The organism is Streptomyces sp. NPDC101490, assembly GCF_044767145.1.
Lineage (GTDB): Bacteria > Actinomycetota > Actinomycetes > Streptomycetales > Streptomycetaceae > Streptomyces.
On record NZ_JBIWNI010000031.1, the window covers coordinates 33,962 to 56,571 of the forward strand.

At 73.7% G+C, this 22,610-nt stretch carries 19 protein-coding genes and 2 pseudogenes; 14 read left to right on the plus strand and 7 right to left on the minus strand.

Going from position 1 to position 22,610, the window contains the following annotated elements; all coding sequences use genetic code 11:
- Positions 1-87: 87 nt before the first annotated feature.
- From ACIRQY_RS32915 to ACIRQY_RS32925, 3 genes are read right to left on the minus strand one after another with little or no spacing between them, the layout of a single operon-like run.
- Positions 88-1,983, minus strand: a complete 1,896-nt coding sequence (locus tag ACIRQY_RS32915; RefSeq protein WP_403931802.1) for a potassium transporter TrkA — start codon at positions 1,981-1,983, stop codon at positions 88-90.
- Positions 1,984-2,029: 46 nt separating this feature from the next.
- Entirely contained in the window at positions 2,030-2,293 is a 264-nt protein-coding gene (locus ACIRQY_RS32920) for a GlsB/YeaQ/YmgE family stress response membrane protein (protein ID WP_351780557.1), read from the minus strand.
- A gap of 34 nt (positions 2,294-2,327) precedes the next feature.
- Positions 2,328-2,783: a tellurite resistance TerB family protein gene (locus ACIRQY_RS32925; protein ID WP_403931805.1), complete on the minus strand. Its 456-nt coding sequence runs from the start codon at positions 2,781-2,783 to the stop codon at positions 2,328-2,330.
- Between the two features lie 958 nt (positions 2,784-3,741).
- Between ACIRQY_RS32925 and ACIRQY_RS32930 the strand changes: the two genes are divergently transcribed.
- Together ACIRQY_RS32930 and ACIRQY_RS32935 are read left to right on the plus strand one after the other, a co-directional pair.
- A complete protein-coding gene (locus tag ACIRQY_RS32930; protein ID WP_403931807.1) occupies positions 3,742-5,058 on the plus strand; it encodes a hemolysin family protein in 1,317 nt (438 codons plus the stop codon).
- On the plus strand, positions 5,055-6,074 hold the full coding sequence (locus tag ACIRQY_RS32935; RefSeq protein ID WP_403931810.1) for a hemolysin family protein: 1,020 nt from the start codon (positions 5,055-5,057) through the stop codon (positions 6,072-6,074). The genes ACIRQY_RS32930 and ACIRQY_RS32935 overlap by 4 nt, the downstream gene beginning before the upstream one ends.
- Before the next feature lie 57 nt (positions 6,075-6,131).
- Here the strand turns inward: ACIRQY_RS32935 and ACIRQY_RS32940 are convergent, their stop codons facing one another.
- Both ACIRQY_RS32940 and ACIRQY_RS32945 read right to left on the minus strand, forming a co-directional pair.
- Positions 6,132-6,563 carry a DUF4240 domain-containing protein gene (locus tag ACIRQY_RS32940; protein ID WP_403931812.1) on the minus strand — a complete coding sequence of 144 codons (432 nt, stop codon included), beginning with the start codon at positions 6,561-6,563 and terminating at the stop codon, positions 6,132-6,134.
- Between the two features lie 168 nt (positions 6,564-6,731).
- A complete protein-coding gene (locus ACIRQY_RS32945) occupies positions 6,732-7,688 on the minus strand; it encodes a LysR substrate-binding domain-containing protein (RefSeq protein WP_351780568.1) in 957 nt (318 codons plus the stop codon).
- Positions 7,689-7,918: 230 nt separating this feature from the next.
- On the opposite strand from ACIRQY_RS32945, the gene ACIRQY_RS32950 reads away from it, so the two are divergent.
- The 11 genes and pseudogenes from ACIRQY_RS32950 (at position 7,919) to ACIRQY_RS33000 (ending at position 19,705) form a co-directional block, all read left to right on the plus strand.
- Positions 7,919-9,346, plus strand: a complete 1,428-nt coding sequence (locus ACIRQY_RS32950; RefSeq protein WP_403931815.1) for a 2-hydroxymuconic semialdehyde dehydrogenase — start codon at positions 7,919-7,921, stop codon at positions 9,344-9,346.
- Positions 9,347-9,363: 17 nt separating this feature from the next.
- Positions 9,364-10,206, plus strand: coding sequence for a 2-keto-4-pentenoate hydratase (locus ACIRQY_RS32955; protein WP_403931860.1), 843 nt, complete (start codon positions 9,364-9,366; stop codon positions 10,204-10,206).
- Positions 10,203-10,964, plus strand: coding sequence for a 2-keto-4-pentenoate hydratase (locus tag ACIRQY_RS32960; protein ID WP_403931818.1), 762 nt, complete (start codon positions 10,203-10,205; stop codon positions 10,962-10,964). Before ACIRQY_RS32955 ends, ACIRQY_RS32960 begins: the two co-directional genes overlap by 4 nt.
- Positions 10,961-11,380: a RidA family protein gene (locus ACIRQY_RS32965; protein WP_351780572.1), complete on the plus strand. Its 420-nt coding sequence runs from the start codon at positions 10,961-10,963 to the stop codon at positions 11,378-11,380. The genes ACIRQY_RS32960 and ACIRQY_RS32965 overlap by 4 nt, the downstream gene beginning before the upstream one ends.
- Positions 11,377-11,949 carry a 3-hydroxyanthranilate 3,4-dioxygenase gene (locus ACIRQY_RS32970; protein WP_403931820.1) on the plus strand — a complete coding sequence of 191 codons (573 nt, stop codon included), beginning with the start codon at positions 11,377-11,379 and terminating at the stop codon, positions 11,947-11,949. The genes ACIRQY_RS32965 and ACIRQY_RS32970 overlap by 4 nt, the downstream gene beginning before the upstream one ends.
- Positions 11,946-12,977, plus strand: a complete 1,032-nt coding sequence (locus ACIRQY_RS32975) for an amidohydrolase family protein (RefSeq protein ID WP_403931823.1) — start codon at positions 11,946-11,948, stop codon at positions 12,975-12,977. The genes ACIRQY_RS32970 and ACIRQY_RS32975 overlap by 4 nt, the downstream gene beginning before the upstream one ends.
- Positions 12,974-13,888, plus strand: a complete 915-nt coding sequence (locus ACIRQY_RS32980) for an acetaldehyde dehydrogenase (acetylating) (protein ID WP_403931825.1) — start codon at positions 12,974-12,976, stop codon at positions 13,886-13,888. The genes ACIRQY_RS32975 and ACIRQY_RS32980 overlap by 4 nt, the downstream gene beginning before the upstream one ends.
- Positions 13,885-14,898, plus strand: a pseudogene (gene dmpG, locus ACIRQY_RS32985) (4-hydroxy-2-oxovalerate aldolase); the annotation flags it as partial. The gene ACIRQY_RS32980 and the pseudogene dmpG, both read left to right, overlap by 4 nt.
- A gap of 182 nt (positions 14,899-15,080) precedes the next feature.
- On the plus strand, positions 15,081-16,391 hold the full coding sequence (gene kynU / locus ACIRQY_RS32990; protein ID WP_403931828.1) for a kynureninase: 1,311 nt from the start codon (positions 15,081-15,083) through the stop codon (positions 16,389-16,391).
- Between the two features lie 41 nt (positions 16,392-16,432).
- Positions 16,433-18,205, plus strand: coding sequence for a hypothetical protein (locus tag ACIRQY_RS32995; protein WP_403931830.1), 1,773 nt, complete (start codon positions 16,433-16,435; stop codon positions 18,203-18,205).
- A gap of 57 nt (positions 18,206-18,262) precedes the next feature.
- Complete coding sequence (locus tag ACIRQY_RS33000; protein WP_403931832.1) at positions 18,263-19,705, plus strand: amino acid permease; 1,443 nt, start codon at positions 18,263-18,265, stop codon at positions 19,703-19,705.
- An 84-nt stretch (positions 19,706-19,789) separates the two neighbouring features.
- On the opposite strand, the gene ACIRQY_RS33005 is transcribed toward ACIRQY_RS33000, so the two are convergent.
- Entirely contained in the window at positions 19,790-20,482 is a 693-nt protein-coding gene (locus tag ACIRQY_RS33005; protein WP_403931834.1) for a M24 family metallopeptidase, read from the minus strand.
- Positions 20,483-20,609: 127 nt separating this feature from the next.
- On the opposite strand from ACIRQY_RS33005, the pseudogene ACIRQY_RS33010 reads away from it, so the two are divergent.
- Positions 20,610-20,660, plus strand: a pseudogene (locus ACIRQY_RS33010) (hypothetical protein); the annotation flags it as partial.
- A gap of 147 nt (positions 20,661-20,807) precedes the next feature.
- Here ACIRQY_RS33010 and ACIRQY_RS33015 read toward each other — a convergent pair.
- Entirely contained in the window at positions 20,808-22,544 is a 1,737-nt protein-coding gene (locus ACIRQY_RS33015) for a PucR family transcriptional regulator (protein ID WP_403931837.1), read from the minus strand.
- Positions 22,545-22,610 lie beyond the last annotated feature (66 nt).

The window sequence follows — 22,610 nt, forward strand, 5'->3', positions numbered from 1 at the left end:
CAGGGCCGCGCCCGATCGGGGTGGGACGGCCGGGGAGCCGTGGGGCGTGGGCGCGGTGCCGCCGGGCCGTGGGCGCGGTCCGGCCGGTCAGCCGCGTGGGCCGCGCCCCTCCCCTTCGGCGAGGACGACGACCGCGTCCTGGGGGCCGAGGGTCAGGGGGGTGTCCTTCGGCGGGTTGAGGAAGACGCCGTAGCCGGGCGGTCTCTCGCCGTGCCGGGCGAGCCGGTAGCCGATCGCCGTCTCGCCCACGCGCCGGGCGGCTTCGACGACGGTGGCGAAGGTGGCCCCGGCGCCGGGGACGACGTAGTGGGCGGCGGGCTTGAGGTAGATCTCGGAGCCCTCCGGGTTGAAGAGGTCGGTGAACACGTCGTACAGGTCGCGGTTCTCGGTGAGCTGGGTGAGCAGCAGGCTGATGACCTTGGTGCTGACGATGAAGTCGTCGGCCTTGGTGACCTGGGCGACCTCGCGGTTGGCGTCATCGTTCATCTCGGTGACGATCGAGTAGGGGTCGCCGAGGCGTTCCTCGATGTCCCGCAGGTGGAGCAGGGTCACCAGGGTCCGGTCGTCGGCGGGCCCGGGGGCGAAGGTGTCGTCGGAGAGGACCACGATGTGCTGGTAGCCGCCGAGGTCGAGGGCTTCCAGGGAGGCCCTGCGGGTCGGCTCGCAGTGCTTGAACCCGACGGTGAGGTGGGCGACGGGCTGGGCCAGGGCGGCGTCCGGCCTCCGGGGCGCCGCGATGTCGAGGGTCGAGCCGGGCTGTACGAAGCTGTCGAGCAGGGTGACGAGCTTGGTGGTGCGGGAGTTCTCCCCGATGAGCAGGGTGCGGTCGAGCCGGGGCGCCCGGGCGGGCGCGGAGGTGATGGCCGCTTCGACGATCCGGGGCGGGGTCCTGGCCGCCTTGATGAGCAGGTCGTCCTCGGCGATCACGAGGAGCTGGTCGCCGGGTTCGATGACCGTGTCCATGGCGGGGTTGACCAGGACCCGGCCGTCGTTCCTGCGCAGCCCGGCCGGTGCCCCGGTCTCGAAGGCGTGCAGGGCCGCCCCGTAGGTGGTGCCCACCAGGGCGGGTTCCTCGCGCAGGTAGAACTCGTTACCGACGAAGCTGAGCAGTTCGTCGAAGACTCCGGAGAGGCCGGTCTGCCGGTGGGCCTGTGCCATCAGGCGTACGGCGATGTCCTCGGCGTCGATCACCAGGGCGCCGTCCCCGGCGGCGAGGCGGGCGGCGGCGAGGTTGTCCGAGTCGTGCACGGCGGCCACGACGTGGGGCCGGGGGCCCTGCCAGGTGCGGCTGTTGAGGAGCAGCAGGACCTTGATGACGTCCACGTCCCGGTCGTCGCCGACCGGGGGCAGCACCATGACCGATCTGGCCGTGTCGGGGCTGACCAGTTCCAGGTCGGCCCGTATCAGGGGGTTGCCGGAACGGCAGATGACCCGGGTGCGGCCCATGTCGGGGATGCGGGTGCGGATCGCGTCCTCCATGGTGACCTTGTCGCGGTCGGCGAGGACGACGACGCAGGAGCGGCGCTCGCTCTGGTTCGCCTCGACGAGTTCGGCGATCACCGTGAAGACCTGGTCCGACCAGCCGAGGACGATGGTGTGGTCGCGTTCCATCAGCTGCGAGCGGCCCTTGCGCAGTTCCTGGATCTTCTGGTTCAGGCCGGTGGTGAGGACGCCGATGAGGGCGCTGACGATGAAGATGCCGCCGATGGTCACCGCCAGCATCAGGCCGAGGAACACCGGGCCTCCGGTGTCCCCGCCCATGGTGCCGGGGTCGAGGGTGCGCAGCAGGCTCATCCAGGCCACCCCGGACCAGCCGCCGTTGTCCTCGGCGTCGGTGTCGGTGAAGACGACGACCAGGGTGGAGGCGGCCGCGATGAGCAGCACCGAGGCCAGTGCCAGCCAGCTGATCAGGGCCGGTGTGCCCCGGTCCATCGTCCCGTCGAACCAGTACCGGAACCGGGTCCGTAACCTGCCGTGCTTCACCGAAGACTCCCCCGTCGTTCGTACGGTCCCGTGGTGCGCCCGTCGGTCAGGCGCGGGCCCTGAGGCGGTCGAGCGCGGCGACGCCCACCGCGGCCAGGGCGATCTGGATCAGCCACTCGATCCAGTCGACGCCCCTGGTGTCGGCCACGCCGAGGGCAGCGGCGACGGCGGTGCCGACGAAGGCGGCGGCGATGCCGACCGCGATCGTCCACAGCACGCCGATCCGCTGCCGTCCCGGGAGGACCAGTCGGCCCAGGGTTCCGATGACGACGCCGATCACGACCGCACTGATGATGCCGGAGATCTCCATGCCGTTGCTTCCCTTTCCGTGAGCGGGGTGGGCCTCAGAGGTCGAATTCGTGCGGGGGGAGGTCGAGGGCGTAGCAGGCCTCGCGGACGGCGGCCTGTTCGGTCTTGTCGAAGTCGCCGTCGGCGCCGCCGATGACGATGCCGATCTGGATGACGGCGCGGGCCTCGGCGGGCTTCTTCTTCGCCTTGGCGATCTCCTGGAGGACGCCGACGCGGCCGAAGTCGAAGTCGGCGGCGAGCTTGTCGAGGTGGGCGTCGAAGCGGCGCTGGAGGTCGGCCGCGTCGAAGTTCCGCAGGACGTCGTTGGCCGCGATGAGCTGGGCGACCCGGCGGCGCTCGGCGGGGTCGACCGTGCCGTCGGCGGCGGCGACCAGCGCGCACATGGCCATCGAGGCGTCCCGGAAGGCGCCGGACTTCAGATCGTTCTTCTTCGCCGTCAGCTGGGTCTGCATCGTCGATGCGGATTCCCTGACGCGGTCCCACAGGGCCATGAACACTCCAGACGTCGGGGTGGTCCGGTGCCGGGGCGGCATCGGACCACCATTTCTTCTACAGGAGTGTAGAACGTCGTGGGGCGGGTGATCGTTCCCGTACGGCTCCATGACGGTGGTCCCGGCGCCGGGACGGGACCGGGACCGGACGCGGGACGGGACCGGACGAGTCGGGACCGGACACGGGACGGGGCCGGACGAGTAGGGACCGGACACGGGACGGACCAGGCCCAGTCGGGCACGATCCGGGTCCCGACCGGTCCCGGCCGGGACCTGGCCGCGCGGAGGAAGACCGGGCGCCTCTCGATGTCCGATGACCTTTCCTTTACAGTGATGTAGAAATCCGCGTGCCCGTCCGGCCGCCGATTCCGCCCGAGGACGACCGAGGAGTGAGCGACCCGCACATGGGTGAGCCTCCCAGTACCAGCCGTGCCGCCCCCTGCCCCGGCCCCTTTGCACCGGGAGGCGCGCGCGGCACGACGGCCGCCGCACGACCCGGCACGGACGCCGAGCGGCACGGCGGACACGGCCCGGGACGACGCCGATCCGGCCCGGAAGCACGATCCGGCCGTGGGCCGCATGCCGGTCGAGGACCGAGCTCCGGCCGTGGGCCGAGTTCCCGTCGAGGACCGAGTACCGGCCGCCGGCCGAGTTCCCGTCGGGGACCAAGTACCGGCCGCCGGGCAAGCTCCGGTCGAGGGCCACGATCCGGCCCGGGAACACCATCCGTCCCGGGAACACCATCCGTCCCGAGGCCGGGATCCGCCCCAGGAGCGCGGTCCGGCCGAGGCCGCCCGCGTCCGCTCCCCCGCATCCCCCGCTCGGGCCGTGTCCACCCCGGCTCCCGGCGCGCCCCCGCGCGCGCCCACCGGCACCCCGTACCCCGTACCACCCCCCGAAGGAGCCCCTTCTTGTCCGCCAGTCCGACCCGCCCCCGCGTGATGAGGTGCGGCAGCCGATGAACGCCGCTCTCGGCCTCCTGGCCGTTCTCGTACTGACCGCAGGAACCGGCTACTTCGTCGCCCAGGAATTCGCCTACGTGGCCGCCGACCGCCTCGCGCTCGCCCGGGAGGCGGAGGCGGGCGACAAGCGGGCCGCCCGCGCGCTCACGGTCCTCGGACGGCTCTCGTTCATGCTCTCCGGCGCCCAGCTCGGCATCACCGTCACGGGACTGGTCGTCGGCTTCCTGGCCGAGCCGTCCGTCTCGGCGCTCCTGAAGCCCGTGCTGGAGGGGACGGGGCTCCCGGACGGCGCCGTCTCCGCGATCTCCGTCGTCCTCGCCTTCGTCTTCGCGACCGTCATCCAGATGGTCCTCGGCGAGCTGGCGCCGAAGAACCTGGCGCTCGCGGTGCCCGAGCGGCTGGCGAAGTCGCTGGCCTCCTCCACCCTCCTCTACCTGAAGGTCGTCGGGCCGGTCGTCCACGTCTTCGACGGCGCCGCGAACAGGCTGCTGCGCAGGATCGGCATCGAGCCGGTCGAGGAACTGCACCACGGCGCCACCCTGGAGGAGCTCAGCCATCTGATCGGGGAGTCCCACGAGCGGGGCGAGCTGCCGCCCGACACCGCCGAGCTGCTCGACCACGCCCTGGAGTTCTCGGAGCGGACCATGGCCGAGGTCATGGTGCCGCGCGCCGACGCCGTCTTCGTCCGCAAGGACGCCACCCTCACGGACGCCGTCGGCCTGATCGCGGAGCACGGCCACTCGAACTACCCGGTCCTCGGCGACCACCCCGACGACGTCGTGGGGGTCCTCGGCGTCCGTGACCTCGTCCGGGTGCCCGTGGACCGGTTCGGCGGGCTGACCGCCGGTGCGTCCTGCCGCCCGCCGTTGCTGCTGCCGGACACGCTGCCGCTGCCCCGTGCGGTGGCGCAGATGCGGGAGCGCGACGACGAGTTCGCCGTCGTCCTGGACGAGCACGGCGGCGTCGCCGGGGTCGTCACCTACGAGGACATCGCCGAGGAACTGGTCGGTGACATCGCCGACGAGACCGACACCGTCGTCGCCCTCGCCGTGCCGGACGGGGACGGCTGGCGCGTGGACGCCGGGCGCCGCCTGGACGAGGTCGAGGAGGCCACCGGCATCGTCCTGCCCGAGGAGGACGACTACGACACCGTGGCCGGACTGGTCATCGACCGCCTCGGCCGCTTCCCGACGATCGGGGACCGGCTGACCGTCGACGGCGTCCGCATCGAAGTGCTCAGCCTCGACCGTCACGTCCCCGAGCGCGTCCGCGTCGAACGCCTCGCCCCCACCGCCGAGGAGGCCCCGGCATGAGCTTCCCCATGGCTCTCTTCGTCACCGTCCTGCTGCTCATCGGCAGCGGCTTCTTCGTCGCCGCCGAGTTCGCGCTGGTCGCCGCCAAGCGGCACCGCGTCGAGAAGGCCGTGGCGGAGGGCAGGCGCGGCGCCAAGGCGGCCCTCGCCGGGATGCGCGAGCTGTCCCTGATGCTCGCGGGCGCCCAGCTCGGCATCACCATCTGCACCCTCGGCCTCGGTTCCCTGTCCAAGCCCGCGATCTCCCACGAGCTGGACCCGCTCCTGGTGAAGCTCGGCCTGCCGACGGCCCTCAGCTACGGGGTGTCCTTCGCCGTCGCCATGACCGTCGTGGTCTTCCTGCACATGGTCGTCGGCGAGATGGCCCCCAAGTCCTGGGCCATCGCCCACCCCGAGCGCTCCGCGATGCTCCTCACCCCGGCCTTCCGGGCCGTCGTGAACGCCGTGCGCCCGTTGCTCTGGCTGCTCAACTCGGTGAGCAACGCGCTCGTACGGCTCTGCCGCGTGCAGCCCCGCGACGAGCTGGCCGCCGTCCACAACCGGGAGCAGCTCACCCATCTCGTCGAGGAGTCCGAGCGTCTGGGGCTGATCAACGAGACGGACTCCCAGCTCATCACCCGTTCCCTCACCGAGCCCCAGACCCCGGTGTCCGCGCTCCGCGTCCCGGCCGCCGAGATCGTCGCCGTGCCCGCCGACGCGGATCTGGACACGATCCTGGCGTGTGCGGCGGACACCGGCTTCTCCCGGCTGCTCGTACGGGACGGGGAGAGCCTCCTCGGCTCGGTCCACGCCCGTGACGTCCTGGTGGCCGCCGCCCGGGGGCGCCGGGCCGAGGCCCGTGACCTGGTCCGTCCGGTGCCCGAACTCGCCTCGGACACGACGGTGGCGGAGGCGGTCGAGCAGCTCCGGCAGCGCCGTGCCTCCCTCGCCCTGGTGCGGGACGTGGACGGCGGGCTCACGGGCCTGGTCAGCCTGGACGACCTGCTGGTCCGGCTGATGGGGCCGCAGCCGGTCTGACGCCCGGCGGCCGGGCACGGCGTCCGTGTGACGCCGTGCCCCGTCGTCGGCCGTGGCCTACGCCCCGGCCCAGCCGTCCCGGTTGGAGTACGACTCGTAGCTGTAGCGGGTGGCGCGGTCCCACTCCTGGCCGGTGAGCCGCTCGTACGCCTCGTCCGGCACGTAGAGCAGCGCCTCGGCCCAGACGAGGGCCTCGGCGTACGGGACGAACCGCTCGGGGTCCCGCAGGACGCTCTCGTACTCCTCACGCCCGGCCACGACGACCGCCGCACGGGTGTAGAGGAACTGGTCGCCCGACAGGTCGTCGCCGTACTCCCTGCGGTCCAGCCGGTACAGGGCCAGGGAGAGCCTTTCGGCGAAACCGGTCACCTCGGACACCGGCCCCCGGGCCAGCCGGGCCGTCAGGGCGGCGGCGAGTCCCTCGCCCTCGGGGTCGGGACCTGCGGGTCGGCACGCTTCGATGAGCTGCCAGAAGGCGTTCTCGTCCATGGCGCAGAGCATGGCGCGGGGGTCTGACAGCGGGGCCGGGTCCGGCCGTCGGCCGCGCGGGGCCTCGGCCCGCCTCTCTCCGTCCGGCCCGTCCCCGTCCGGTGCGCTCCCCGTCCGGTGCTCCCCGGGCTCCGGGCGGTGCGCCCGGCCTCCCTCCCGGTGGGGTGCTCACCCGCCCTCCGGCGGAGGCGCCCCGCCGCCCAGGGTCTCGCGGAGCAGGGAGGCCTCCTCCTCCAGGTGGCGCAGGAGGGCTTCGAGGGCGGGGGTGCGGGTGCGGTGGGCCGCCTCGGTGATGCCGACCGTACGGCCCACGGAGGGCAGTTCGACGGGGAGCGGGGCGAGGTGCTCGTCGTCGCGGAGGACCAGTTCGGGCAGCAGCGCCACCATGTCGGTCTGGAGGAGCAGGGCCCGCATGGTCAGGATGGAGGTGCACTCCACCCGGTCGGCGGGGAGCGAGAGCCCCCGGTCGACGAAGAGGGCGCCGATCTCCTGGCGGAGCGCGGTCTGCTCGACCGGCAGGATCCACGGGTAGCCGAGCGCGTCGGTGAGTCCGGTGCCGGGTCCGGCCAGGAGCGGGTGGCCCGCGCGGACCGCGAGCCGGATGGGTTCGCGGTAGAGCATCCGGTGCCGCACCCGCTCGCCCTCGCCGGGCGCGGCGCCCACCCGGCCGACGATGACGTCGAGTTCGCCGCCGAGCAGCGCGGGGTGGAGGACGTCCGGGGTGCCCTCGCGGACGACGACGGTGAGCCGGGGGCGTTCCCTCTTGAGGCGGGCGACCGCGCGGGGCAGCAGCACGTTGGCCCCGGCGAGCAGGGTGCCGACGGTGACCGTGCCGTCCTGGCCCTGGCGCAGTCCGGTGAGGTGTTCCTCGGCCCGCCGGACCTCGGCGACGACCGCGCGGGCGTGGCCGACGAGCGCCTCGCCGTAGACGGTGGGCCGCATCCCGCGCGGGACGCGGACGAAGAGCGGCAGGTCGGCGACGGTCTCCAGTTCGCGCAGGGTCCGGGTGGCGGCGGGCTGGGTGAGGTGGAGGGTTTCGGCCGCGCGGACGACGCTGCCGTGTTCGTACACCGCGATGAGGAGGGTCAGGTGCCGGAACTTCAGCCGGCCGTCCAGGAGGTCCATCGCCAGGGGTTCCTTCCGGGGAGGAGGGGTGCTCACGAGGGGTGTAGCGCCGGGGCGACGGGTCCGTCGGCGGTACGCCTCCCGGGAACGCGCCACCACGGCATACCGGGACCGCTATACCTCCCGCGTCGAAAGGCATTGGATCGGCATAGGTGGGTGGGCGCACTATACCGGCACGCCCCGGGGTCGAGTTTCGGACAGTCCCCGGCCCAGCAACGGAGGTCCCCAAGGTGAGTTCACCCGTCCGGCATTACGTAGGAGGCGGGTTCGACACGTCCGGCGTGCCGTTCCCGCTCGTCGACCCGGTCACCGGGGACGCCGTCGGCGAGGTGCCGGAGGCGTCCCGGGAGCTGGTCGGCCGGGCGGTGGACGCGGCCCGCGCGGCGCTGCGCGGGCCGTGGGCCGCGTGGAGCCCGGCGGACCGGTCGCGGCTCCTGCACCGGATCGCGGACGGGATCGAGCGGCGCTCCGGGGAGTTCGTGGCGGCGGAGTGCGCCGACACCGGCAAGCCGTACGAGCTGGCCTCGACGGTGGACGTGCCGCGCGCGGTCGCCAACTTCCGCGCGTACGCGGAACTCCTCGCGGGGCGAAGCGAGCGGTCCTGGCACACGCCGACCCCGGACGGGCGGGGCGCGCTGAACTACACGGTGCGCAAGCCGCTCGGGGTGGTCGCGGTGATCTCGCCGTGGAACCTGCCGCTGCTGCTCCTCACCTGGAAGGTCGCGCCCGCCCTCGCCACGGGCAACACGATCGTCGCCAAGCCGTCCGAACTGACCCCCGGCACGGCCTGTCTGCTCGCGGAGGTGCTGGCCGAGGCGGAGGTCCCGGCGGGCGTCTTCAACCTGGTGCACGGCCGGGGCGCGGACGCGACCGGCCAGTGGCTGACCGAGCACCCGGGGGTGGACGCGGTCGCCTTCACCGGCGAGTCCCGCACCGGTACGGCGATCATGCGGGCGGCGGCGGCCCGGCTGGCGCCGGTCTCCTTCGAACTGGGCGGCAAGAACGCCGGTCTGGTCTTCGCGGACGCGGACCTGGAGGAGGCGGTGGCGGGCACGCTCCGGTCGTCCTTCACCCACAGCGGCCAGGTCTGTCTGTGCACCGAGCGGGTGTACGTGGAGCGTCCGGTCTTCGAGGAGTTCGCGGCGAAGCTCGCGGCCGGGGCGAAGGAGCTGACCGGCTACGGCCCGATGATCTCGGCCGCCCACCGCGACAAGGTCCTGGGCCATGTGGCGCGGGCCGCCGCCGACGGCGAGGTCCTGGCCGGTGGCGGGGTGCCGCGCTTCGGGGACGGCCGGGACGGCGGCTTCTGGGTGGAGCCGACCGTGCTCACCGGGCTGCCGGAGGACCACCCGGCGGTACGGGACGAGATCTTCGGCCCGGTCGTGCACCTGGCCCCGTTCGACACCGAGGAGGAGGCGCTCGCCCTGGCGAACGCGGGCCCGTACGGGCTCGCCGCCACGGTGTGGACCGGCGACCTGCGGCGCGCCCACCGGGTCGCCCCGGCCCTGGACGTCGGCATCGCCTGGGTGAACACCTGGAACCTGCGCGACCTGCGCACCCCGTTCGGCGGTGTGAAGGCGTCCGGCATCGGGCGCGAGGGCGGCGACCACTCCCTGGACTTCTTCTCCGAGCCCATGAACGTGTGCGTGAAGCTGTGACGACGACCCGCGAGAACCTGACGACCAGCCAGAACCCGGTGACGACGACCCCCGCGGACCCGGCGGTCACGGCCGCCGCCGAGCGTCTTGGCCTGGCGCGCCGGACCGGTGTGCCGTGCGATCCGGTACGGGACCTGCTGCCGCCCGGCGACCTGGACGCGGCCTATGCCGTGCAGTCCCTCCTGACCGAACGCCGGCTGGCCGAGGGCCGCCGGATCACCGGCTGGAAGGTCGGGCTGACCTCGCTCGCCGTGCAGCGGCAACTGGGCGTGGACACACCGGACTTCGGCGCCCTGTTCGACGACACGGCCGTGCCCGACGGTGCGGAGCTGCCCTGGGGCGCGGTGCTCCAGCCGAAGGCCGAGGCCGAGGTGGCGCTCGTCCTGGAGCACGACCTGCGGCACGAACGGCACACGGTGGCCGACGTGATCCGGGCGACCGCCTTCGCGCTGCCCGCCGTCGAAGTGGTCGGCAGCCGGATCCGCGACTGGGACATCACGGCCGTGGACACGGTCGCCGACAACGCCTCCAGCGGCGCGTACGTGCTCGGCACCCGGCCGGTGCTCCTGCGGGAACTCGACCTGCGGACCGCCGGGATGGTCCTGGAACGGCGGGGCGAGCCCGTCTCGACCGGCGCGGGCGTCGCCTGCCTCGGCAACCCGCTGCACGCCGCCGTCTGGCTGGCCGACACCCTCGTCCGGCTCGGCAGGCCGCTGCGGGCAGGGGACACCGTGCTCACCGGCGCGCTGGGGCCGATGACGGCCGTGGCGCCGGGTGACGTGCTGGAGGCCCGGATCGACGGACTCGGTTCGGTGCGCGCGGCCTTCGGGCGCGCCGGGACGGAAGGAGAAGCCCGATGAACGCGACGGCACTGGCCGAGGCCCTCGACACGGCGGCGCGGGAGGCGCGTCCGCTGCCCGGGGGCGGCAGCGGTCTCACGGACACCGCCGGGGCGTACGCGGCGCAGGAGGCGCTGGTGGCTCGGCGGCTCGCCAGGGGCGAGCGGCTCACCGGGGTGAAGCTGGGCTTCACCAGCGTCGCCAAGATGCGGCAGATGGGCGTCTCCGACCTGATCCACGGGCGGCTGACGGACCGGATGGAGATCCCGGACGGGGGACGGTACGACGTCTCCGGGCTGATCCACCCCCGGGTCGAGCCCGAGGTGGCCTTCCTCCTCGGCTCGGTCCTGGTCCCGGGCGGCGACCCGGCGGCGGCGGTCGCGGGCGTGGCCCCGGCCCTGGAGGTCATCGACTCCCGCTACGACGGCTTCCGCTTCTCGCTGCCCGAGGTGATCGCGGACAACACCTCCGCCGCCGGGTACGCGGTGGGCCTCTGGACCGCGCCGGCCGAGCTGGGCGGGCTCCGGGCCCTGGCGAACCTGGGCGTGGTCCTCGAACTGGACGGCCGCCCGGCCGAGACCGGCTCCACCGCCGCGATCCTCGGCGACCCGCTGCGCGCCCTGGCGGCGGCGGCCCGCCTCGCCGGACCGCTCGCCCCGGGGACGGTCGTCCTCGCCGGGGCGGCGACCGCCGCCGTACCGCTGCCGCCCGGCACACACGTACGGGCCGTGGTCGGGCGCCTCGGCGCCGTCCGGTTCACCACCGGGGAGGCCTCGTGATCGTCCCCGGCGCGGCCCCGCCGCGCGGCCGGTTCCCGCACCTGCGGCGCGCGGGCGACCTGGTCTTCGTCTCGGGCACCAGCTCGCGCCGCCCCGACGGGACCTTCGCGGGCGCGAGCGCCGATCCGATGGGCGTGACCGACCTCGACATCCGGGTCCAGACCCGGGCCGTGCTCGACAACATCGCGGGCCTGCTCGGCGCGGTCGGCGGCGGCCTCGACGACCTGGTGTCGGTGACGGCCTACCTGGTCAACATGAACGACTTCGGCGGCTACAACGAGGTCTACGCCGAGTACTTCGACGAGACCGGGCCGTCCAGGACCACCGTCGCCGTGCACCAACTGCCCCACCCCCACCTGCTGATCGAGATCAGCGCGGTGGCCCATCTCCCGCAGAACGAGGAACAGCACCGATGACCATGAGCCCCTTCAACCTCCAGGCGTGGATCGAGGAGCACCGCCATCTGCTGAAGCCGCCGGTCGGCAACGTGCAGATCTGGCAGGACGCCGACCTGATGGTGACGGTCGTCGGCGGCCCCAACCGCCGCACCGACTTCCACGACGACCCCATCGAGGAGTTCTTCTACCAGCTCAAGGGCGACATGGTGCTCCGCGTCATGGAGGAGGAGGGCCGTCCGCCGCGCGACATCCACATCCGGGAGGGCGACGTCTTCCTCGCCCCGGCGCACCTGCGGCACTCCCCGCAGCGGCCGGAGGAGGACAGCATCGGTCTGGTCGTCGAGTTCGCCCGGCCGCAGGGCCACCGCGACGCCTTCGAGTGGTACTGCCTGGAGTGCCACCACCTGGTGCACCGCAGCGAGGTCCAGCTCACCTCGATCGTCGACGACCTGCCGCCGGTCTTCAGCGCCTTCTACGCCGACGAGGCCGCCCGCACCTGCGGGCACTGCGGCGCCCTCCACCCGGGCAAGGACTGGCCCGAGGAACTGCGCCCGCGCACCCGGCGCGACGAGGCGGCCGGAGCATGACCGTCGTCGACATCCACGCGCACGTCTTCCCGGCGATCGGCCGCGCCGAGTCCCGCCGGATCACCGGCTCCGACGACGGCCCCTGGCTGCGCACCACGGACGGCCCGGACGCCGGGATGATGATGGCCGGCGCGGCCGAGTACCGGCCGGTGCGGCGGACCCTGTGGGACCCGGAGACCCGGGTCGCCGACCTGGACCGGCTCGGCGTGGACACGCAGGTCCTGTCCAGCACCCCGCTGCTCTTCGGCTACGGCCTGGAGGCGGCGCGGGCCGCCGACTGGTGCCGGACCGTCAACGCGCACCTGCTGCGGTACGCGGAGCACGCCCCGGACCGGCTGGCCCCCCTCTGCCAGGTGCCGCTCCAGGACACCGAGGCCGCCTGCGAGGCCGTCAGCGAGGCGATGCGGCAGGGCTTCCACGGCGTCCACATCGGCAACCACCTGGGCGACCGGGACCTCGACGACGGCGCCCTCCTCGAATTCCTCACGCACTGCGCGCAGGAGGACGCGGCCGTCCTGGTCCACCCCTGGGACCTGCCGTCCGGGCCGCGCCACTCCCGGTACATGCTGGCCTGGCTGGCGGGGATGGCGGGCGAGACCCATCTGACGATCCTGTCGCTGATCCTCTCCGGCGCCTTCGAGCGGCTCCCGGCCTCGCTGCGGCTGCTGTTCGCGCACGGCGGCGGCAGCTTCCCGTACCTGCTCGGCCGGGCCGAGAACGCCTGGCACCGGCGGGACATCGTGCGTGCCGACAGCCCGCACCCGCCGTCGTACTACACCGACCGCTTCGCGGTGGACTCCGCCGTGTTCGACCCGGGGGCGCTGCGGCTCCTGGTGGACGTGATGGGAGCGGAGCGGGTGCTGCTCGGCTCGGACCACCCGTTCCCGCTGGGCGAGGAGTCCATCGGCGCCCTGGTGCGCGAGAGCGCCCTCACACCGGAGGAGCGGGCGGCCGTCCTCGGCGAGAACGCCGTCCGGTTCTTCGGACTGACCCGACGGACCCGACTCACCGAGGAGGCCGCACGGTGAAGGCCGCCGTCATCGGATCGGGCAACATAGGCACCGATCTCCTCATCAAGATCATCCGTGGTTCGGGCAACGTCACCGCCGCAGCGATGATCGGCATCGACCCCGGCTCCGACGGGCTCGCGCGGGCCCGCAGGCTCGGCGTGCCGACCAGCTCCGACGGCGTCGCCGGGCTGATCGGGATGGACGGCTTCGACGAGATCGACGTCGTCTTCGACGCCACCTCGGCCGCCGCCCACCACCGCAACGCCGCCGCGCTCGCCCCCTACGGGAAGACCCTGGTCGACCTCACCCCGGCGGCCATCGGCCCGTACGTCGTGCCGCCCGTCAACCTCGACCAGCACCTCGGCGCGACCAACGTCAACATGGTGACCTGCGGCGGGCAGGCCACCGTGCCGGTCGTCGCCGCCGTCTCCGCCGTCACCCCGGTGCACTACGCGGAGATCGTCGCCTCGATCGCCTCCCGCTCGGCCGGACCCGGCACCCGGGCCAACATCGACGAGTTCACCGAGACCACCTCCCGCGCCCTGGAGCAGGTCGGCGGCGCGGCCCGGGGCAAGGCGATCATCGTCCTCAACCCGGCGGAGCCCCCGCTGCTCATGCGGGACACCGTCCACTGCCTCGTGGACGACTGCGACACCGACCGGATCACGGCCTCCGTGCACGCGATGGCCGCCTCGGTCGCCGCGTACGTGCCGGGCTACCGGCTCAAGCAGGAGCCGCAGTTCCGCGCGCTCGCCGCCGACGACCCGCTGGTCCGGCTCGGCGGCGGGGGGCGGCTGCTGGTCTCGGTCTACCTGGAGGTGGAGGGCGCCGCCCACTACCTCCCCGCCTACGCCGGGAACCTCGACATCATGACCGCCGCCGCGCTGCGCACCGCCGAGCGCCTGGCCGAACGGAGCCTCGGCCGATGACCCAGGTCTACGTCCAGGACGTCACCCTGCGGGACGGGATGCACGCCGTCTCCCACCGCTACACCCTCGACCAGGTGCGGGCGATCGCCGCCGCCCTCGACGCGGCGGGCGTCGACGCCGTCGAGGTCGCCCACGGCGACGGCCTCTCCGGCTCCTCCGTCACCTACGGCCCCGGCGCCCACACCGACTGGGAGTGGCTGGAGGCGGCGGCGGACGTCCTCCACCGGGCCCGGCTCACCACCCTGCTGCTCCCCGGCATCGGCACCGCCCACGACCTGCGCCGCGCCCACGCGCTCGGCGTCACCTCCGTCCGGGTCGCCACCCACTGCACGGAGGCGGACGTCTCCGCCCAGCACATCGCGCTCGCCCGCGAACTCGGCATGGACGTGTCCGGCTTCCTGATGATGTCCCACCTCGCCCCGCCCGCCGAACTGGCCGCGCAGGCACGGCTGATGGAGTCGTACGGCGCGCACTGCGTGTACGTCACCGACTCCGGCGGCCGGCTGACGATGGACGGCGTACGGGACCGGGTCCGCGCCTACCGGGACGTCCTCGACCCGGCCACCGAGATCGGCATCCACGCCCACCACAACCTGGGCCTGGGCGTCGCGAACAGCGTCGTGGCCGTGGAGGCGGGCGCCCGGCGCGTCGACGCCTCCCTCGCCGGGCAGGGCGCGGGTGCGGGGAACGCGCCCCTGGAACCGGTGGTGGCGGTCTTCGACCTGCTCGGCTGGGAGCACGGCTGTGACCTGTTCCCGCTGACGGACGCGGCCGAGGAACTCGTCCGGCCCACCCAGGACCGGCCCGTCCGGGTCGACCGGGAGACCCTCACGCTCGGTTACGCCGGGGTGTACTCCAGCTTCCTGCGGCACGCGGAGGCGACGGCCGCGCGCCACGGCGTCCACACCCGGGACCTGCTCGTCGAGGCGGGCCGACGGCGGCTGGTCGGCGGACAGGAGGACCTGCTCACGGACATCGCCCTGGACCTGACGCGGGCCCAGGGCCCCGCCGGGACGGCAACGGCCCCTGGGGCCGGAGAGGCCCCGGCCGCCGGAGCACCCGCCGCACCCCCGGCGCCCGGCGTCCCCGCCCCGCCCGCCACCGCCACCGCCACCGCCACCGCCACCGCCGACGCGCACGCCACCCCCGCCGCGTCCGACACGCCCCTCGCACGTGATCACGGAGACACCGCATGACGACCGACCCCACCGCCACCGACCCCACCGCGACCGGCTCCCCCGCCGCCTCCCCCGCCCCCGGCGCCGACGGTCTCGCCGTGCGCGCCGCCGCGCTGGACGCCGCCGACCCGCTCGCCGCCGTCCGGGACCGCTTCCTCCTCCCCGAGGGGGTCGTCTACCTCGACGGCAACTCCCTGGGCGCGCTGCCCGCCGCCGTGCCCCCGGTCGTCGAGGACGCCGTGCACCGCCAGTGGGGCACCGACCTGATCCGCTCCTGGAACGCCAACGGCTGGTGGGACGCCCCGGTCCGCACCGGCGACGCCATCGGACGGCTGATCGGCGCGGCCCCCGGCCAGGTCGTCGCCGGGGACTCGACCAGCGTCCAGCTGTTCAACACCCTGCTCGCCGCCGCCCGGACGCGCCCCGGCCGCCGTCTGCTGCTGACCGACCCGGACCACTTCCCCACCGACCAGTACATCGCCGACTCGGTCGGCCGGCTCCTCGGGCTCGACGTCCGCCGGGTGCCCGCCCGGGACGCCGCCGCCTTCCTCGCCGAGGAGGCGGGGAACGTGGCCGTCGCCGCGTACGCGCCGGTCGACTACCGCACCGGCGAGCTGTACGACATGGCCGCGCTCACCTCCGCCGCGCACGACGCCGGGGCCCTCATGCACTGGGACCTGTGCCACGCGGCGGGCGCCCTCCCCGTCGAACTCGACGCGATCGGGGCGGACTTCGCGGTCGGCTGCGGCTACAAGTACCTCTCCGGCGGACCGGGCGCCCCCGCGTTCGCGTACATCGCCCGGCGCCACCAGGAGACCTTCGACCACCCCCTGACCGGCTGGCACGGGCACGCCGAACCCTTCGCGATGTCCGGCGCGTACGCACCGGCGGCGGACGTCACCCGGGCCAGGATCGGCACGCCCGCGCTGCTCTCCCTGCTCGCCCTGGAAGCCGCGCTCACCGCCTTCGACGGGGTGGAGATGACGGCCGTGCGGGAGAAGAGCCTCTCCCTCACCGGCTTCTTCCAGGAGTGCGCCGACACCCTCCTCGACGGGCTCGGTTTCACCCCGGCCACCCCCCGCGACCCGGCGCGCCGGGGCAGTCAGGTCGCCCTGCGCCACCCGGAGGCGTACCCGCTGGTCGCCGCCCTCACCGCCCGGGGCGTCATCGGCGACATGCGCGCCCCCGACCTGATCCGCTTCGGCTTCAACGCCCTGTACGTCACCCACGCCGACGTCCTGCGCGCCGTCGGGGAGCTGCGGGACATCACCGTCGCGGGGGCCCACCGCACCCCCGAGTTCCAACAGCGCCCGACCGTCACCTGATCCCCGCTCCCTCCCGCGTACGCCCTCGAAAGGACCGTCCGATGCGCTCCACCCGCAGAAACGCGGTACTCGCCACCGTCGTCGCGGCCGCCGCCACGGCCACCCTGCTCGTCCCCGGGACGTCCGGCGCCGCCGACCGGGCCGCCGCCGCTCCCGCCGCCGACCCGGACGTCCGCGCCGTGTGCGCCGACCGCCGCCCGGAGCCCGCCGACCCCGGCGCGTACGGGATGCAGCTCGACGGGACCTTCCGGCACCCCTCCGTCACCCCGGTCGACGAGGGGTCCGACCATCCGTTCCCCGGCCGGAACGCCGCCTACGACACCCGCTCGTACATCAAGAACATGAAGGTCGAAGCGGCCTACGAGGGCGCCGACTTCACCCCCGACTACTTCCACACCTGGCAGAACGTCGTGGACTTCGGCGGCCGGCGCTACCTCTTCCAGTACGACCGCTCCGAGGGGCGCGTCTACGACGTCACCGACGTGAAGAAGGTGAAGGTCGTCGAGAAGCTGAGCCGCGAGGACGTCGACGGCGACGAGAACCGGGCCAACGGCGACTGGGCGGCTGGCGACTACTGGGGCGCGTCCACCATCCAGTGGAGCCGGAAGCTCGGCGCGTACGTCATGGTGCAGAGCTTCGAGAGCAAGCGGCAGATCTCCGAGCTCTCCGACCACCCGCCGCTCGACAAGTACAACAACCCCGAGGGCGTACGGAAGTTGCGGGCCAAGCCCGGGCTGAAGGGCTTCAAGGTGTACCGCCTGGACGGCCCGCGCAAGAAGGACTGGAAGCTCCTGGCGACCGTCTCCACGGACTCCACCCAGGCCGATCCGCTGCGCAGCGACCCGGCGTCGGCGCAGCAGGGCTCCGGCTCGATCGACGTGCCGTACTGGACCGGCGAGAAGTACATGTTCCTCGCCACCGCGCCGGACGACACGTACTCGGGGAGCGAGTACCCGACCAACCTCCACTCGGCCGGCTACCAGTCCTGGGACATGTCCGACCCGGCGCGCCCCAAGCTCCTCGACACCTGGCACCTGCCGGGCCAGCGGACCGGTGAGGACGCGGCCTACCGGAAGAACCCGCGCTGCGGCAACCGCACCAGCTGGATGGGGGCCCGGATGCCCCTCTTCCTGCCCAAGCCGGTGGAGAAGGGCGGGCGTTACGCCTTCGCCGCGATGGGCGGCTACGGACTGACGGTCCTCGACGTCTCGGACCCGGCGAACATGCGGACGGTCAGCCACCTCGACCTCCCGGCGTCGGTCGCGGGCACCGAGGGCGACAACATCGACGTCTCCCAGTACGAGAAGACCGGGATGATCTACTACTCGGGCTATCCGCTCACCGAGGACTGCTACGAGCCGTACAAGGACGTCTACCAGATCGACGCCCGCGATCCCGCGAAGCCGCGCGTCGTCGGGGTCCTGCCCCGCCCGGTGCCGCCGAAGGCGGCCGGATTCACCGACTACTGCCAGCGGCGCGGCAGCTTCGGCCCCAAGCGGACCGGCTACTACACCAACCCGGGCAGGCACGACGCCGGACTCCTCGGCTACGGCTTCTACAACGCGGGCGTGCAGTTCTTCGACGTCTCGGACCCGGCCGCCCCGGAGATCTCCGCGTACTTCGTGCCGAAGGCGTACGGCCGGGACACCGCCGAGTACGCGTACGGCAACCAGACCCACGGGGTCTATGTGGAATGGGACCGGAACATCGCCTGGGCCCTGACCAACCACGGCATCTACGCCCTGTCGTCGAAGGTCCTGGGCAAGCCCCGGCTCGGCGCACCCGAAAAGCCTTTCCGCACCAGCGAGTTCTGAGTTTTCCCTCCCCCTCCGCACTCCCCCCGATCCCCGCGCAGAAGGGCCCCCACCGCCATGGCCGCACCCGGCGAATCCGCTCCCCCCGCCCCGGCCGCACCCGCGGCCACCGACGGCGCCAGACCGTCACCCGCCGCCGGTGAGGGACTCGTCCGTTCCCTCACCCACCGGCAGACCACCATGATCGGTCTGGGCTCCGCGCTCGGCACCGGCCTCTTCCTCGGCTCCGGCTCGGCGATGTCCGTCGCGGGACCCGCCGTGATCGTCTCGTACGCGATCGGCGCGGTCCTGGTGGCCATCATCGCCGTGCTGCTCGGCGAGATGTCCGCCGCGCACCCCGTCCAGGGCTCGTTCGGCGCGGTCGCCCACCGCTACCTCGGCTCCTGGGCCGGGTTCCTCAGCCGGTGGCTGTACTGGTTCAGCGCCGTCGTCGTCATAGGCACCGAGGTCGTCGCCTCCGCGCTGTACATCCGCTGGTGGTGGCCGGACGTCCCGATGTCGCTGGCCATCCTGGCGGTCGCCGCGATCGTCCTGGCGGTCAACGTGATCAGCGTGAAGTCCTTCGGCACCACCGAGTTCTGGCTCTCCACCGTCAAGGTGGTGGCCCTGTGCGCCTTCATCCTCTGCGCCGCCCTGCTCGTCTTCTTCGGCCTGCCGGACACCGAGGCGACCGGCTTCGCGCACCTCACTGACGACGGCGGTTTCCTCCCGCACGGGGCGGGCTCGATCTGGCTGGCCATGTCCGTGGTGATGTTCGCGTACGCCGGGTTCGAGGTCGTCGCCATCGCGTCCGCCGAGGCCGCCGACCCGCAGCGCACCATCCGCACCGCCATGCGCCAACTGGCGTGGCGTCTCAGCTTCTTCTACCTGCTCTCCATCACCCTGGTCCTGGCCCTGATCCCGTGGCGGCGGATGGCGGACGGCGACGGCAGCATCGAGGCCAGCCCGTTCGTCCGGGTCTTCACCGAGGTCGGCGTGCCCGCGGCGGCGACCCTCACCAACATGGTCGTGCTGATCGCCGCGATGTCCGCCGCCAACGCGCATCTGTACGGCGCCTCCCGGCTGCTCCACTCGCTCGGCGACGACGGCCTCGCCCCGGCGCCGATGGCCCGGCTGAACAAGCGGGGCGTCCCGGCGGTCGCGATCGGCGCGTCCACCCTCGGCATCGCGGCGGCGGCCCTGCTCGCCTTCTACGACGTCAGCGGGCTCTTCGGCATCATGATGTCGATCGCGATCTTCGCGGTGCTGCTCGTGTGGCTGCTGATCCTCGCCTCGTACGTGGCCTTCCGCCGCCACCGCGACGCGCACCCGGAGGAGTTCACCGGCTTCAGCATCCGGGGCGGCGACAAGCTCGCGTACGTCGCGGCGGTCGGGGTCCTCGCGGTCGCCGCCACCGCGGTGAAGGTGCCCGACATGCGCCAGGCGGCCCTCATCGGCCTCGCCTTCGCCCTCGCCCTCTTCGTCTGCTACGCCCTGATGGCCCGCCGACGCCGCTCGTAGCGGACCGTCGGGAGGCAGGGGGGAGGGGCCGGTCGCGTCCGCGCGACCGGCCCCTCCCGTGCTCGTCCGCGCGGGTGTCCCTGCTCAGGCCAGGTCGAGGAGCTGCTCGTGGAAGCCGCCGAAGCGCCTCTCCCGGTCGACGAAGTGCAGTTCGAGGATCCAGTGGCACGGCCGGCCGGTGCGGTCGGTGCGGCGCAGCGGGTGGTGGTTCTCGGGAGTGATGTACGACTCCGCCTTGGCGCCGTCGTTCGTCTCGTGCGGGAACTCCCCGACGAGGTGCCCGGCGTGCCAGATGCCGATGTCCCAGCCCGCGTCGGCGGCCAGCCGGGCGATCTCGGCGTACATTCCGGCGCCGGTCACGTCCTGGTGCGCCCGGAAGAAGGCCCGTCCGGCGTCGAAGACGCGCGGCAGGTCGGCGGCCAGCCGGTGCTTGTCGGGGTCGCCGCCGAAGACGTAGGTGCGGCCGAAGTCGGCCTCGTACTCCTCGAAGATCGGGCCGAAGTCGGCGAACGCGATGTCGTCCTCGCCGATGGTCCGGTCCGGCGGGTTGTCCTGGTAGGGCAGGAGGGTGTTGGGGCCCGAGCGGACGATCCGTTTGTGCCAGTGCCTGGTGGTGCCGAACATGTCGTTCGCCAGGTCGCGGATCGCGTCGCTCACCTCCCGCTCGCCCCGTCCCGGCACGACCAGACCGCGCGCCTCCACCTCGGCGAACAGCGCGACCGCCTTCTCCTGCGCGGCGACGAGACCGGTGGCGCGCCCGTCCTCCACGACTGCCATGACCGTCCCCCTCCGTCTTCACTTCCGCCGGATGATTCGATCATCAGGGTGGCACACGCGGGGCACCTCCCGGCGCGTGGGGGCGGCGGGGCCGCGTGGACAGGGTGCGGGGATGCCGTCGTACAGCATGGGGCAGGCCGCGCGGCTGCTCGGAGTGAGTTCGGAGACCGTCCGCCGGTGGGCGGACGGCGGCAGGCTGGGCGTGGAGCGCGACGGGTCCGGGCGGCGCACGGTCGACGGGGTGGCCCCGGACGTCGGTGTCACGGTCACCGCCCGGGTGAAGTCGACGAACGTCCACGTCGGCCCGGGCCGAGCCGCGCGCCGGTCAGCGGCAGAGCAGCGCCGCCCGCAGGTCGAGCCGGTGGTCCAGGCTCGACAGGTCCCTGCCGGTGAGGACCTCGACGCGGTCGATGCGGTAGTGGACGGTGTTCACGTGGAGGTGCAGGGCCTCGGCGGTCCTCGTCCAGGAGCCGTCGTGCGCCAGGAACACCTCCAGGGTCTCCAGGAGGACCTCGGGGGAGCCGCGCCCGGCGCGCAGCAGCGGGCCGAGGACGGTCTCCAGGTACGCGGCCCGCACATCGGCGGGGACGCCCGCGAGGAGCGCCCCGAGGTCGGCGAGGTCCCGGAGGCGCGCGACCCCGGGCGGGGCGGCGGGACCGGCAGGACCGGCCGTCGGAGCGACTGTCCCCGGTGCTCCGGGTGCTCCGTGCGTACCCGCTGTCCTGTGCATACCGGCTGTCCCGTGCGTACCGGCTACCCCTGCTGTCCCTGCTGTCCTCGCCGTACCGGCTGTCCCTTGTGTACGGGCCGCCTCGGCCGTCGTCCTCGTCCCGGCCGTCCCCGATGCGGGAAGCGCCATCGCCTTCGTGTGGGCACCGGCCAGTGCGTAGCGGGCCTGGGCGAGGGCGCGCGGGAGGTCGCCGGGGCGGTGGACGGGGTCGCTGACGCCCGCGTGCGGGGCCGCCCCGGGGCGGCAGGCGTGGAGCAGCGGCCACACCTCGCGGAGCCGGGCCGGGACCTCGCCGTCCGGGTCCGGGCCGTGTGCCAGGACCGCGACGGCCCGCCCGTCCGGGCGTCCGGCGACGGCGAACCCGACGGCCCGCTGGTGCCGCAGCGCCTCCGCGAGGGCCGCCGGGGCGTCTCCCCGGGCCGCCGGTCCCGCCGAGGCCACGACCACGACGGTGTAGGCGGCGGCATCGGCGAGGCCGCAGGAACGCAGCGCCCGCTCCAGGCCGTCGGCGTCGCCGTACACCGCGTCCGTCCGGGCCACCAGTTCCTCCTGGGCCCGTACGCGCGGGGCCGCCCGCCGGTCCTGTCGCCGACGGTGGCGGCCGATCAGCTCCCCGATCTCGTGCAGGACGCGGGGCGGCACCCGGTCCGGCTCCGGCAGGTGCAGGTACCAGGCGTCGTAGACGCTGTCGTCGGCCTCGATCCGTACGGTCGTCCCGTGCCGTCCCCGCAGCGCCTCCGCCGCGCGCCCCGGCGCCAGTTCGGGGGCGGTCGCGGTCCGGGCGACCGTCCGTCCGCTGCCGCTGACCAGATGGCAGACGGGGGTGCCGAGGTGCGTGAAGGACAGGCCGAGGAGTTCGGCGACGGGGGCGCCCCGGTCGAGCGCGCGGGCCAGCTCGACGCGGACGTTCTCCGGCAGCGCGTGGTGGTCCGTGGGGCGGCGGCTCAGCTCCCCCCACTGCCGGAGGTAGACGGCTTCGGTGATCGCCCGGAAGCTGGTGTGCGCGGGGACGGCGAGCAGCGGGACGCGGTGCCTACGGCAGGCGGCGGCCAGTTCGCGGGGGACCTCGCCGTGCGTCTCCTCCCCGGCGAGCAGGGCCACGGCGCCGGTGCCGCTCAGGGCGGACACGAACCGGTCGGTCCTGGCCGGATCCCCGTCGCGGCCCCACCACACCAGGCCGCTGAGCACGATCTCGCCGCGCTGGAGGAAACGGGTCGGGTCCTCCAGGTCGGTGGCCGTCACCCCGCCGATCTCCTGGCGGAGCAGCGACTCCTCGCCCCACACCAGCGCGAGGTCGAGGCCGTCGAGGCGGAGGAGGTGGCCGACCTGCATACGAGGCTCCTTGCGTGCTCGCGGACAAGGGGCCCGCACCTCATGTTCACCAGGCGAGGGGGCGTT